Source organism: Tatumella terrea, assembly GCF_039523755.1.
In the GTDB taxonomy this organism is placed as follows: domain Bacteria; phylum Pseudomonadota; class Gammaproteobacteria; order Enterobacterales; family Enterobacteriaceae; genus Tatumella; species Tatumella terrea.
Genome location: NZ_BAAAFX010000002.1, coordinates 149,208 through 162,266 on the forward strand (window position 1 = coordinate 149,208; position 13,059 = coordinate 162,266).

Genomic DNA, 13,059 nt, shown 5'->3' on the forward strand with positions numbered 1-13,059 from the left:
GACGTATAACGTATTGCCATTCGTCACAGAAGATTTTTTCTGGCATAGAGGGCGTATCACAAAATGATCAATAGACTCTCTGTCGTATAGAGCAGTGACAGTGAGGACGGCGCAGGTAAAAAATTAAAAAACACACATAAACAATTCCCCGGAAGATTACCCGTGGTTAATTATTGATCATTTGTAAACAATGTGTATTGTGTATGTAAAACATGATTTGCTTAAGGAGGGGTTATGCGCTTTCCGGTAAGTGTCAGAGAGTGGGAAGGGGTTGCACAAAGAAAACTCACCGCCGATGTTTACGACTTTTTCACCGGCGCAGCAGGTGACGAAGCAGGAAAACAAGCTAACTCCGACGCTTTAAGCGCAATTAAGCGATTAAACACTCTCCGCGAGGGAAATATTATGCCTGTGATTACTATTCAGCAGTCACCCCGTTCCGTTGATTTAAAAAGAAGGTTAGCGAAAGAACTCACCGGGATTTTTGTCTCGGTCTATGAAATCCCCCCGGAGGCGGTGCAAATATTTTTTTCCGAAGCGAGCCATGAAAACTGGGCTAAGGGTGGGGTCCTCGCCGCAGATAATCACAAGAAATAACACCTGTCGGGCGACGCATGTCGGAGGGGAATTATGACCCGGCGCAGGGGCAACACCGAAGAAAAGGACAACAGGGAGCTGGCGTCAAAAGGGGCGTTATCCACCCGCATAGCGAAGGGCAGAAACGAAAAAGCCCCGCTTTTCAGCGAGGCCTTAGAAAGAGTGGTGCCCGAACTCGGAATCGAACCAAGGACACGGGGATTTTCAATCCCCTGCTCTACCGACTGAGCTATTCGGGCAACGGGGCGCATTAAACCGTAATGGCCCTGAGACGTCAACTCTTTTTACCTGACAAACACAGAAAAAGGCACTGACTGTCTGCTTAATAGACAAAATGCACAGGGTTGCTGTTTTTTACGCCGGGTCGCGGGTCTGCTCACCCGCTACCGCTATCAATTTATGCCCGGCCGGTCATCGCGTTGATACGGCGTCAACGCTTGCTGTCTTTCAGCGATGAGCTGCCTGAAAAGATCACCTCATCAACGTCAGCCGGGGCAGGGGCTGGCTACCATCAGCTTCTGCCGGTCACGCTGTTATCCCAGCGCGCCGTTTTTACGGCACAGCGCGACCTGCAAAATATCCTCAGCCAGACGGCGGGCGATGGCGATGTCCTGTAAATTTCGTTTCACCAGAAGTTTGCTCAGACAACCTTCCAGTATCAGTTCCAGCTGGTCGGTGACCATGGTCGGGTTATCGGTTTCCAGAGACAAAAGGTACTGATGCGTATACTGCCATGATGCCTGTTTTTGTTTTTCGGCCTCCTGATGGATAGGATGGTGAGGCGCAGGAAAAGCACTGCAAGCCGCAATAAACAGGCATCCCGGGAAGCGACCGCGCTGGACGTGTTCTGATAACAGATCGTAACGCTTAAGTATTTTTTGGCCGGTGGTCAGTGAACTGTCCTGGCGGATGCTCTGACGCCACCCGCTAATTTGCTGCCCGTGGAATGCGAGGGCATCGCGCATCAGCTGCTCCTCATCGGTATCCCCGACTGTTATCCCGCGTTCACTCAGTTGCTGCTTCAGAGTCCCTGCGGCAGCGAAGCCCTGCTGTTCGAGCAAATGTAATACCTGTTCAGATATGTTTTCCGGTGACACACGAACCTCCAAAAAAGCGATACCGGCTTGTGCCGGTATCGTCAGAGTAATCAGGGTTGAAGTTTTTGTAAATGCGCCGCGAACTCCCGGCCATTCATATATCCGGTGACGCGTGAGCCCGGGATTTCCTGACCTTCGGCATCGAAAAAGAGCAATGTGGGCAGCCCCAGCACCTTCAGATGGCTGAGCAGGGCATTATCCTGTGCGCTGTTAGCCGTCACATTGGCCCGCAGCAGTTGATACTGTGTCAGGCGCTGCGCTACCTCCGGGGCAGTGAAGGTATATTTGGCAAACTCTTTACAGGCTACACACCAGTCAGCATAGAGATCCACCATAGTGATCTTCCCCTGAGACTGCTGCAGACGCTGGTCGAGTCGGGCAATCGTGCTGACATCGTCGAAAGGCAGTTCACGGCTGTCTGCGCTCAGGGCCCCCGGCGATGCAGAGGGGAATACCCAGTCCTGAAGCGGACGTGCGGCGATTATCGCCACCCCTAACCAGACTATCTGCAGGACACGCATACCCTTCTTGTGACTTTTGAGGCTCAGACTAAAGGCCCAGCCACAAAATGCGACAGCGAGCAGACTCCAGAGACGCAGTCCCCATAAATCCCCAGCCACACGTTCAATAAGAAACACCGGCAGTGCCAGGATGACAAACCCGAACCCCTCTTTGACGGCCTGCATCCAGGGACCACTTTTCGGCAGTAACCGGTTGCCGAACAGTGTGACCAGTATAAGCGGCAGGCCCATCCCCAGAGCGTACAGATAGAGCGTTCCACCGCCGGCCAGCAGATTACCGCTTTGGGCAATATAGAGCAGGATGGCACTCAGCGGCGCCGTGGTGCAGGGGGAGCAGATTAATCCGGCCACCGCTCCCATCAGAAAGACCCCGGCCAGCGAGCCGCTTTTTTGCCGGTTGCTCCACAGAGTGAGCCGGGTTTGTAACGCGGACGGCAATTGCAGTGTAAACGCCCCAAACATGGAGAGCGCCAGCAGGATAAAAACCCCGGCCAGCGTCAGCAAAACTGCAGGGCTTTGCAGGGCGGCCTGAAAACGTAAACCCGCGGCCGCCACGACCATGCCCATCAGCGTATAGGTCAGCGCCATCCCCTGGACGTAAATAAACGCCAGCAGAAAGATACGTGAGCTGCGAATAGTACGCCGGTCCCCCAGAATAATCGCCGAGATCAGCGGATACATAGGGAGGACACAAGGAGTAAAGGCCACGCCGATACCAATCAGCAGCGCCCAGAGGGGGGAAAAGGGCAGATGTGTTGCCTGTCGGGCCGGTTCACTCAGTGTGCCGGCCGCGACGGCTGGCGTAACTGTCGTGGCGACGGCACCGGAAGGGCTGGTCTGAGAGAGCGGGACATTCCGGGTTTCCGGAGGATAACAGAATCCTGCCGCCGCGCATCCCTGGTAAGTGACGGTCAGGCTGGCTGCAGGCCCGATATCATGCAGTGAAACCGGCACCCGGAGATCCTGAGTGTAAATCTGGCTTTTACCAAAAAATTCATCTTCGTGGGGCTGACCGGCGGGCATCGCGATATGAGTGATATCGGCCTGGCTGGCGGTCAGAGTGATTTTTTGCTGATAAAGATAGTACCCGGGTTTGATATTCCATTTCAGCAGTAACTGATTGCCGTTCTGACTGAAGTCGAAACCGAAGGCCTGATCCACCGTCACAAAATGGGGGGATGTGGCGGGGCCACTGAATAATGAAGCCTGAGTTTGCAGACTGAATAATGTCAGTGCCAGAACAATCAGGCGAGCGATGTGTGCAACCATGACAGGTACTCATTCTCTCCGTGTTGGACAGGGATCACCAGCAATTCAGGGACATCATAGGGATGAGCCTGTTTGAGCAGTGACAGTAAGGCGTGTTGATGTTCGGTATTACTTTTCAGGATAAGCTGGCACTCTTCGGCGCATTCGAGCTTATCCTGCCAGAGATAATAAGATGTCATCCCGGGGAGGATATTCACGCAGGCCGCCAACTGGCTACGGATAGCGCATTCAGCCAGAGTGGTTGCGGAAGCTTTATCGGGTGTGGTGCATAACACAATGACAGCGTCTGATGTTTTCATGACTCACTCCTGAAACGGTCAGGCATGATAGCACTATTTTTCATCAGTACAGAACCGCGTAGCCACAGAATGGCACGGGCAGGGAAAAGACAGGGCCTGTGCAGGCCCTGATAGTATTACTCGCTATCTTCGGTATAGCGTTTTGCTTTGTAAACCGGATGCATCAGGTTTTCAACCGAGAAAATATCATCCAGCTGGGCTTCGCTGAGCAGTCCCCGTTCCAGAACGACTTCCCGGACACTTTTACCCGTTTCAGCACAGATTTTACCGACGATATCGCCATTATGGTGGCCGATATACGGGTTCAGGTAGGTCACGATCCCGATAGAGTTAAAGACATAGGATTCACAAATTTGCTGGTTTGCGGTGATCCCGCCGACACATTTTTCCAGCAGATTAAAGCAGGCATTACTGAGGATAGAGACCGATTCAAACAGTGCCTGTCCAATCACCGGTTCCATCACGTTGAGCTGCAATTGCCCGGCTTCTGCCGCCATCGTGACGGTAATATCATTACCAATGACTTTAAAACAGACCTGGTTGACGACTTCAGGGACTACCGGGTTGACCTTGGCGGGCATAATGGAAGAACCGGCCTGAAGCTGGGGCAGGTTAATTTCGTTTAATCCCGCGCGGGGGCCGGAAGAGAGCAGACGCAGATCATTACAGATCTTCGACATCTTAACCGCCAGCCGCTTAAGGGAAGAATGTACCATCACGTAAGCGCCACAGTCGGAGGTCGCTTCAATCAGATCTTCAGCGGCAACGACCGGCAGGCGACTGACCTGGGCCAGATACTTTACTGCCAGCGGCTGATAGCCGTCCGGGGTATTCAGCCGGGTCCCGATAGCGGTCGCCCCGAGGTTAACCTCAAGCAGCAGTTCAGCGGTACGCAGAATGCTGCGGGTTTCTTCTTTCAGCAGAATACTGAAGGCATTAAATTCCTGACCGAGGGTCATCGGAACGGCATCCTGAAGCTGCGTGCGCCCCATTTTCAGGATACTTTTAAATTCAATCGCTTTACGTTGAAAGCCGTCAGCCAGTGCGTTAATGGCATCGACCAGTTTCAGCACAGAGTTGTAGACGGCAATACGAAATCCGGTCGGATAGGCATCGTTGGTTGACTGACACATATTGACGTGGTCATTAGGGTTAAGATACTGATATTCCCCTTTATTATGCCCCATCAGCTCAAGGCCGATATTCGCCAGTACCTCATTCGTATTCATATTCACCGAGGTCCCGGCCCCTCCCTGATAGACATCGACAGGGAACTGATCCATACAGGTTCCGTTATTCAGGACCTCATCACAGGCCTGGATAATGTGGTCGGCAATGTGGCGTGGAATGGTTTGCAGCTCTTTGTTGGCCAGGGCCGCGGCTTTTTTCACCATCACCATTCCGCGAACAAACTCGGGGATGTCACTGATTTTACTGCTGCTGATATAAAAATTTTCTATCGCCCGTAGCGTATGAATTCCGTAATAAGCATCCGCAGGAACTTCACGCATGCCGAGCAGGTCTTCTTCGATACGAATGTTGTTAACCATGGTAACCTTCTTAGAGTGACTGTCTTGCCGGAGGCAATGAACACAGGTGACGTGATCGTGTGTGTTAAGAGTGCCTGGTCCCGGAATTTTATCCGTATATGATCCGTGCTGCACGATCATATCCGGTTTATGTTATAAATAAGCAACACAGGTCACTTATTTTTTACATGGTGGCAAAAAAATGTTCTGCATTATACGCAAACTTTAACGTTAATGACGTTCCGGCAGAATCAGGGGTTAGTTATAACGAATTTCTGCCTGCTGGTTGAAATCACTTTTTATTATACCCATCTTCATTATTCCATCTTTGTGATGTTATCTATTTTCGTCGTCCTGCCCGGGAGCAGGAGGCCAACTGACAGGAGACCGCCGTGCGCTGGTTACCGTTTATTGCTTTTTTCTTACTCGCCTGGATTGAAATTTCATTATTTATTCAGGTCGCTCACGTGGTGGGCGTGTTAATGACCATGGTACTGGTGATTTTTACTTCCGCTATCGGTATTTCGCTGGTGAAGCATCAGGGGATGAAGAATTTCAGATTATTACAGGAAAAAATGTTGCGGCAGGAAAATCCGGCGGCTGAAATGACGAAAAGTGTTTCGTTGCTGATTGCCGGTATCCTGTTAGTTCTGCCTGGCTTTTTTACTGACTTCCTCGGTCTGCTGCTGTTATTGCCTCCGGTACAAAAGCATCTGACCCTGAAGCTAATGCCTTACCTGAAGGTCAGACGTGGCGGAACTGCTGAACCGAATGGCTTTACCGTGGAAGGGGAATTTGAACGTAAAGAGTACGACGTTATCGAACATAAAGACGATTCATCCTCTCACCCCCGTTAAGTCCCGGAAAGCAGGGGGCTGTGTGTCTGCATAGCCCCCGTATCCACCCCTTACATCTTCTTTCGTTTTCCGCCCTCTGCTCAGTGTTTTGTTTTATGTAACTGGCTGAAAATCCGGATATCCTGCTGCTGTACACCCGGAATGTGGCGACTGCCGACAAAATAAAAAATATTTTTTTTTACCACTTGAAAGCCCTTCTTTAAGGCCTTATCTCTGAATGCACGAAGCCGATGCCCCCGGGCCGGTATTCAACCCTAAACAACCTGTGACTGAGCATTTCGAAGGAGAGCTATCAAATGACTATTCGTCCATTGCATGATCGCGTTATCGTCAAGCGTAAAGAAGTAGAAGCTAAATCTGCTGGCGGCATCGTTCTGACCGGTTCTGCTGCGGGTAAATCTACGCGTGGTGAAGTTCTGGCCGTAGGCAATGGCCGCATCCTTGAAAGCGGTGAAGTGAAACCTTTGGATGTGAAAGTGGGTGATGTTGTCATTTTTAACGAAGGCTACGGCGCTAAAACTGAGAAGATTGATAATCAGGAAGTCCTGATCATTTCAGAAAACGATATCCTGGCCGTTGTTACTGAGTAACCGGGCAACCCATTCCACTAACTTAAATAAATTTAAGGGAAATCTCAAATGGCAGCTAAAGACGTAAAATTTGGTAATGACGCGCGCGTAAAAATGCTGCGCGGTGTTAACGTACTGGCAGATGCAGTAAAAGTTACCCTGGGCCCGAAAGGCCGTAACGTGGTCCTGGATAAATCTTTTGGTGCACCGACTATCACTAAAGACGGTGTTTCTGTTGCCCGCGAAATCGAACTGGAAGATAAGTTCGAAAACATGGGTGCGCAGATGGTAAAAGAAGTTGCCTCTAAAGCAAACGATGCTGCCGGTGATGGCACAACCACTGCGACCGTTCTGGCTCAGGCTATCGTTAATGAAGGTCTGAAAGCTGTTGCCGCGGGTATGAACCCGATGGACCTGAAGCGCGGTATCGATAAAGCAGTTATCTCTGCAGTCGAAAAACTGAAAGCGCTGTCTGTGCCTTGTTCAGATTCTAAAGCGGTTGCTCAGGTAGGGACTATCTCTGCGAACTCTGATGAAAGCGTCGGTACCCTGATCGCACAGGCGATGGAAAAAGTGGGTAAAGAAGGCGTTATCACCGTTGAAGAAGGTACCGGTCTGCAGGACGAACTGGACGTGGTTGAAGGTATGCAGTTCGACCGTGGTTACCTGTCTCCTTACTTCATCAACAAGCCGGAAACCGGTGCCGTTGAACTGGAAAGCCCGTTCATCCTGTTAGCTGATAAGAAAATCTCTAACATCCGTGAACTGCTGCCGGTACTGGAAGCCGTTGCTAAAGCCGGTAAGCCTCTGCTGATCATCGCTGAAGATGTCGAAGGTGAAGCACTGGCAACGCTGGTGGTTAACACCATGCGTGGTATCGTGAAAGTGGCTGCGGTTAAAGCCCCTGGTTTTGGTGACCGTCGTAAAGCCATGCTGCAGGATATCGCTATCCTGACCGGAGGTACTGTTATCTCCGAAGAAATCGGTATGGAACTGGAAAAAGCTGTCCTGGAAGACATGGGTCAGGCTAAGCGTGTTGTTATCAATAAAGATACCACCACCATTATCGATGGTGTAGGCGAAGAAACCGCTATCGGCGGTCGTGTTTCCCAGATCCGTCAGCAGATCGAAGAAGCCACTTCTGACTACGATAAAGAAAAACTTCAGGAACGTGTGGCTAAACTGGCAGGCGGTGTTGCCGTACTGAAAGTCGGAGCCGCGACTGAAGTTGAAATGAAAGAGAAAAAAGCACGCGTTGAAGATGCGCTGCACGCGACCCGTGCTGCTGTAGAAGAAGGCGTTGTTGCTGGTGGTGGTGTGGCTCTGGTACGTGTAGCTGCACAGATCGCTGACCTGACCGGGCAGAACGAAGACCAGAACGTAGGTATCCGTGTTGCACTGCGTGCGATGGAAGCTCCTCTGCGTCAGATCGTCGCCAACGCCGGTGAAGAGCCATCAGTTATCGCTGATAAAGTGAAACACGGTGAAGGTAACTTTGGTTACAACGCTGCGACTGAAGAATACGGCAACATGATCGACTTCGGTATCCTGGACCCAACCAAAGTCACCCGTTCAGCGCTGCAGTTCGCTGCATCTGTTGCTGGTCTGATGATCACCACCGAATGTATGGTGACTGACCTGCCAAAAGAAGAAAAAGCTGACTTAGGTGCTGCCGGCGGTATGGGTGGCATGGGCGGAATGGGCGGAATGATGTAATTCCCCCGGACGGCAGGATTAACCTCTGCCGTTCGCTCGTAGTCTGCAGACCCGGCTCTAAGGAGCCGGGTTTTTTTTTAGTCTGCAGACAGTAAATACGAAGAGAAATCCCGGGGATGGGTACACTTCCGGCAGAGCGCATCTGCCGCCAGGTTTTTTAATTTAGCCGATGCTATGGTGTAATATGTCTTTGCAGATTATATTTCACTCTCTTCGGACAGATGGTTGCCACCCGAGCGGTGACTGGCATGATGAATAATAATGAGGAAGAATAATGCGTTTACAAATCTCTGCGGCACTCTTTTTTGCGGCTGCAATACTGACGGGATGCAGTACTGCCGGTAATCAATTGACATCAGGCGGCCAGGATGTGCGGTTTGTTGATGAACAACCTGCCGCGCAGTGTCAGTTCCTGGGCACCTTAACCGGTGAACAAAGTAACTGGTTATCGAATCAGGGAACGGAAGGAGGGAGTTCTATGCGGGGTGCCGCGAACGATCTCCGTAACAGAGCGGCGGCAATGGGCGGTAACGTGATCTATGGTGCCAGCACACCGGGCCTTTCAGTGATCTCTAATTTTGTCCCTCTGGCGACGAAAATGTCGGGTCAGATCTACAAATGCCCTTAATCCCTTCCTGAGGTCTCCGGACAGAAGCCAAAGGATCAGGCAGAGCTATCAGGCTCTGCCTGCGGGAGAAGGCTTATTTCAGTGCCGATAAGTCAGTACGGCTTTGGTCCAGCTGGCGGTTAAGGGTGCGGAGATCCTGTTTTTTCTCAGCCACTTTATCCTGATATTTCATGATCTTATCTTTATTACCCCGGCTGACCGCCTGCTGTAATTTCTGTTCTGCCTGTTTGAGATCATCCTGCTTTTCAGACTGCTTTTTCTGCAGCTTTTCGATCTGTGCATGGATATCCTGGCGAACCGATTCCGGAGAGCAATGGCGATTCACCTGATCTAATGCCTTTTCTAATCCCGCCAGTTTGCCGGGATTATTGTGCTGGCGCGCGTATCCTATCTCTTTTTCAATGGCAACGCGTTTGTCGTTACAGGTTTCAGCGGCTAACGCATTCATTGTCAGTAATGAGAGAACTGACAGGCTCAGTACGGTCATGACTCTTTTCATAAAAGCTCCTTGTAGATCGGGCTGTGCCCGGATGACTCATAGAAAGCTACCCTGAATGCCCGGTACGCCTCCGGGGGGCTGGACTGCTGAAACACGCAGTACACGCACTCCCCATGTGGCGTGCCGGGCAGTATCCTGAATCCTTTCACTGCCAGTCATGCTGAACCTGATCAGCGAGTGATTATCTCAGTCCTGCCGGAGCTGTAAATCGAGGGGGGTCTTACTGGGCTCACCGCCAATTTCGCGGGCCAGTTTCGGTACCAGATAGCCGGAGATCATCGCCAGCAGCTCGCGCATAATTTTTCGGGCTTCCTCATCAGACACGTAGAAATGAGCCGCTCCCTGCACTTTATCCAGCACATGCAAATAATAGGGCAGGATCCCTGCGTTAAACAGTGCATTACTAAGGGCGGCAAGGGTGGCTGCGTTATCATTAATCCCTTTCAGCAGCACCCCCTGATTGAGCAGCAGAACCCCGGCACGTTTCAGCCTGGCCATCGCTTCCGTTAAGTCCGCGTCAATCTCATTGGCGTGGTTGATGTGAGTTACCATAATGACCTGTAACCGCGTCAGGGATAACCGCTGACATAATCCCGGGGTGATCCTGTCCGGGATCACGACCGGTAACCGGCTATGGATACGCAACCGGAGAATATGAGGGATAGCCTCAAGCTCACTGATCAGCCAGTCCAGTTCATGGTCTTTTGCCATCAACGGGTCCCCGCCGGAAAAGATAATTTCATCCAGTTCGGGATGCTGGCGAATATAGTCGAGGGCGGCCTGCCAGTTCCGCTTATTTCCCTGATTATCCTGGTAAGGGAAATGCCGGCGGAAGCAATAGCGACAGTTCACCGCACAGCCTCCTTTTACCAGTAATAACGCACGGTTACGGTACTTATGTAGCAACCCCGGCACAGCACTTTGCTGTTCTTCCAGCGGGTCGGTACTGTAGCCTGGCGTGGAAATAAACTCTTCCTGTTGGGTGATCACCTGTAGCAGCAGCGGGTCCTGTGGATTGCCTTTTTCCATTTTACGGATAAATGCCCGCGGGACGCGCAGGGCAAATAACCGGCGTGCGCCGGCTCCGGCCTGTAATGCCGGCAGATGCTCCAGATCTAAAAGCTTCAGTAATTCATCAGGTTCGGTGACAACTTCCGTAAGTTGTTGCAACCAATCTTCTCTGGAGGGGGTATTTAGGGTTACAATGTTTGCCATTTTTTTGGCTTTGTCCAGTATCCATATTTGTCGAGGGCCTTCATGGCAACATATTCTAGCAACGATTTTCGTAACGGTCTTAAAATTATGATTGATGGCGAGCCTTACGCCATTGAAGCCAGTGAGTTCGTAAAACCAGGAAAAGGGCAGGCATTCGCACGCGTTAAGATGCGTCGCCTGCTGACCGGCAAGCTGATCGAGAAGACCTTCAAGTCTACCGACTCTGCTGAAGGTGCGGATGTTGTTGATGTGACTCTGACTTACCTGTACAACGACGGTGAGTTCTGGCATTTCATGAATAACAACACCTTTGAACAGCTGGCGGCTGACGAGAAGGCGGTCGGTGATACTGCGAAATGGCTGCAGGACCAGGCGGAATGTATCGTCACTTTATGGAACGGTAACCCGATTGCGATCACTCCTCCAAACTTCATTGAAGCTGAAATCACCGAAACTGACCCGGGTCTGAAAGGTGATACCGCCGGTACCGGTGGTAAACCAGCAACTCTGAGCACTGGCGCTGTGGTTAAAGTTCCGTTGTTCGTTCAGATTGGCGAAGTCATCAAAGTTGATACCCGTTCCGGTGAATACGTTTCACGCGTGAAGTAAGTGATATCAGGCACCTCCTTCCCGGGGGGTGCCCTCAAAGAGTGTGATGGTGCAAAACCGTCTGCTCCCTGTCTTTATCCTGTGCGCGGTCACGTCACTTCCTGGCGGATGTAATGCCTGTCGTGGTTTTGGCGACGATATTTCGCACCCCGGCCATGTCCTCTCCCGCGTGGCAAGCTAATCAGTTAATTATGTGAGCTTCTTCACTGTCCGGCCTGCTGCACTATCAAAAAAACGACTATGCTTACAGTGTTGTCTCCCTGGTGCCGTGACTTTGATGAGGACCTCCCTATGCGATATAAAAGCGTGTTAGCTCTTATCCCGATAATTGTGCTTTCTACCGTTCTGACAGCCTGTAATACCACCCGCGGTGTCGGTGAAGATGTTGAGGCTGGAGGGAAGGCCATACAGCGTACAGCACAGTAACCTGCCACTCGCCTTTATTCAGGGGGATGAGTCTGTTGGCCGTCTCCCTGTCCTGTATTCTCCTGGCCCGCCATGCCTGCTTCCCCGTTGAAACTTCGCATCTTTTTCTGCCGGACAGAGTAACCGACACGGACAACAAAAATTATCCTCTGCCTCAAGGACAGTATTGTCCCTGCATGACGTCATTGTTTGTCGGTGATGTTGCATGTAGACTGCACCACTTTTGTCATCCCGGGAGTACGACAATGAACGAAACCACACACTGGCAGCCGAGTGCACCGATTGCCAATCTACTGAAACGTGCGGCGATAGTGGCAGATATCCGGCGTTTTTTTGCAGATCGTGGTGTCCTTGAAGTAGATACTCCTGCGATGAGCCAGGCAACCGTCACCGATATCCATCTTGTGCCGTTCAAAACACGGTTTGTCGGGCCGGGCGCGTCTCAGGGGCTGGATTTATGGTTAATGACCAGCCCTGAGTATCATATGAAACGCCTGCTCGCTGCCGGTAGCGGTCCGATTTACCAGATGAATCGCAGTTTCCGTAATGAAGAAGCAGGACGACACCATAATCCTGAGTTCACCATGCTGGAATGGTACCGGCCGCATTATGATATGTACCGGTTAATCAACGAAGTTGATGATCTGCTGCAACAGATCCTGGAATGTGGTGAAGCGGAGACATTATCTTATCAGCAGGCATTTTTACGTTGCCTGAATATCGACCCCCTGACCGCAGAAAAAGAGGCACTGGTTGCCGCGGCCGCGACACTGGGCGTGGGAGATTTAGCCGCGTCCGAGGATGATCGCGACACTTTGCTGCAACTGCTGTTTATGCTGGGTGTGGAGCCTAAAATTGGTCAGGATAGACCTGCTTTTGTCTATCACTTCCCAGCGTCTCAGGCTTCGCTGGCAGAAATCAGCACCGAAGATCATCGGGTTGCGGAGCGCTTTGAGGTTTACTACCGCGGAATTGAGCTCGCGAATGGCTTCCGTGAACTGACCGATGCCAGAGAGCAGCGTCAGCGCTTTGAACAGGATAATCGTCGTCGTGCAGAAAAAGGATTACCTGAACAGCCTATCGATCAGTTACTGCTGGCAGCACTGGAGCATGGTCTGCCTGATTGCTCCGGGGTCGCGTTAGGCATCGATCGTCTGATTATGCTGGCGTTAAAAGCCGACTCTCTGAGTGATGTGATTGCTTTCCCTGTCGAACGCTGCTGATCCTG

General features: G+C 51.4%; 14 protein-coding genes and 1 tRNA gene. 8 read left to right on the forward strand and 7 right to left on the reverse strand.

Going from position 1 to position 13,059, the window contains the following annotated elements:
• The first annotated feature begins 234 nt into the window (after window positions 1-234).
• Complete coding sequence (locus tag ABD035_RS00720; protein WP_343866889.1) at window positions 235-597, forward strand: tautomerase family protein; 363 nt, start codon at window positions 235-237, stop codon at window positions 595-597.
• A gap of 163 nt (window positions 598-760) precedes the next feature.
• Here ABD035_RS00720 and ABD035_RS00725 read toward each other — a convergent pair.
• The 5 genes from ABD035_RS00725 to aspA all read right to left on the reverse strand — a co-directional run bounded on the left by ABD035_RS00725 (window position 761) and on the right by aspA (window position 5,333).
• A tRNA-Phe gene (locus ABD035_RS00725) sits at window positions 761-836 on the reverse strand.
• 294 nt (window positions 837-1,130) lie between these two features.
• Window positions 1,131-1,694 carry a division control transcriptional repressor DicD gene (gene dicD / locus ABD035_RS00730; protein WP_212714145.1) on the reverse strand — a complete coding sequence of 188 codons (564 nt, stop codon included), beginning with the start codon at window positions 1,692-1,694 and terminating at the stop codon, window positions 1,131-1,133.
• A gap of 50 nt (window positions 1,695-1,744) precedes the next feature.
• Window positions 1,745-3,484, reverse strand: coding sequence for a protein-disulfide reductase DsbD (locus tag ABD035_RS00735; protein ID WP_343866892.1), 1,740 nt, complete (start codon window positions 3,482-3,484; stop codon window positions 1,745-1,747).
• On the reverse strand, window positions 3,460-3,783 hold the full coding sequence (cutA, locus tag ABD035_RS00740) for a divalent cation tolerance protein CutA (RefSeq protein ID WP_343866894.1): 324 nt from the start codon (window positions 3,781-3,783) through the stop codon (window positions 3,460-3,462). Before cutA ends, ABD035_RS00735 begins: the two co-directional genes overlap by 25 nt.
• A 116-nt stretch (window positions 3,784-3,899) precedes the next feature.
• Window positions 3,900-5,333, reverse strand: coding sequence for an aspartate ammonia-lyase (gene aspA / locus ABD035_RS00745; protein ID WP_212714148.1), 1,434 nt, complete (start codon window positions 5,331-5,333; stop codon window positions 3,900-3,902).
• A gap of 371 nt (window positions 5,334-5,704) precedes the next feature.
• Here aspA and ABD035_RS00750 point away from each other — a divergent pair, with 371 nt between their 5' ends.
• The 4 genes from ABD035_RS00750 (at window position 5,705) to ABD035_RS00765 (ending at window position 9,082) form a co-directional block, all read left to right on the forward strand.
• Entirely contained in the window at window positions 5,705-6,169 is a 465-nt protein-coding gene (locus ABD035_RS00750; RefSeq protein ID WP_343866897.1) for an FxsA family protein, read from the forward strand.
• Window positions 6,170-6,465: 296 nt separating this feature from the next.
• The gene (locus tag ABD035_RS00755) at window positions 6,466-6,759 is read left to right on the forward strand and encodes a co-chaperone GroES (RefSeq protein ID WP_025901066.1); all 294 of its coding nucleotides are present in this window, start codon (window positions 6,466-6,468) and stop codon (window positions 6,757-6,759) included.
• A 48-nt stretch (window positions 6,760-6,807) separates the two neighbouring features.
• On the forward strand, window positions 6,808-8,454 hold the full coding sequence (gene groL, locus ABD035_RS00760) for a chaperonin GroEL (RefSeq protein WP_212714150.1): 1,647 nt from the start codon (window positions 6,808-6,810) through the stop codon (window positions 8,452-8,454).
• A gap of 274 nt (window positions 8,455-8,728) precedes the next feature.
• Window positions 8,729-9,082 (forward strand): DUF4156 domain-containing protein, encoded by a 354-nt coding sequence (locus ABD035_RS00765; RefSeq protein ID WP_212714151.1) that lies wholly within the window; start codon window positions 8,729-8,731, stop codon window positions 9,080-9,082.
• Window positions 9,083-9,155: 73 nt separating this feature from the next.
• On the opposite strand, the gene ABD035_RS00770 is transcribed toward ABD035_RS00765, so the two are convergent.
• On the reverse strand, window positions 9,156-9,581 hold the full coding sequence (locus ABD035_RS00770; protein WP_343866902.1) for a DUF1090 domain-containing protein: 426 nt from the start codon (window positions 9,579-9,581) through the stop codon (window positions 9,156-9,158).
• Window positions 9,582-9,767: 186 nt separating this feature from the next.
• Complete coding sequence (epmB, locus tag ABD035_RS00775; RefSeq protein WP_343866904.1) at window positions 9,768-10,796, reverse strand: EF-P beta-lysylation protein EpmB; 1,029 nt, start codon at window positions 10,794-10,796, stop codon at window positions 9,768-9,770.
• 42 nt (window positions 10,797-10,838) lie between these two features.
• Here epmB and efp point away from each other — a divergent pair, with 42 nt between their 5' ends.
• The 3 genes from efp (at window position 10,839) to epmA (ending at window position 13,054) form a co-directional block, all read left to right on the forward strand.
• Window positions 10,839-11,405 carry an elongation factor P gene (gene efp / locus ABD035_RS00780; protein ID WP_212714154.1) on the forward strand — a complete coding sequence of 189 codons (567 nt, stop codon included), beginning with the start codon at window positions 10,839-10,841 and terminating at the stop codon, window positions 11,403-11,405.
• Window positions 11,406-11,696: 291 nt separating this feature from the next.
• Entirely contained in the window at window positions 11,697-11,831 is a 135-nt protein-coding gene (locus ABD035_RS00785) for an entericidin A/B family lipoprotein (protein ID WP_212714155.1), read from the forward strand.
• A 245-nt stretch (window positions 11,832-12,076) separates the two neighbouring features.
• On the forward strand, window positions 12,077-13,054 hold the full coding sequence (gene epmA, locus ABD035_RS00790; protein ID WP_343866908.1) for an elongation factor P--(R)-beta-lysine ligase: 978 nt from the start codon (window positions 12,077-12,079) through the stop codon (window positions 13,052-13,054).
• Window positions 13,055-13,059: the final 5 nt, after the last annotated feature.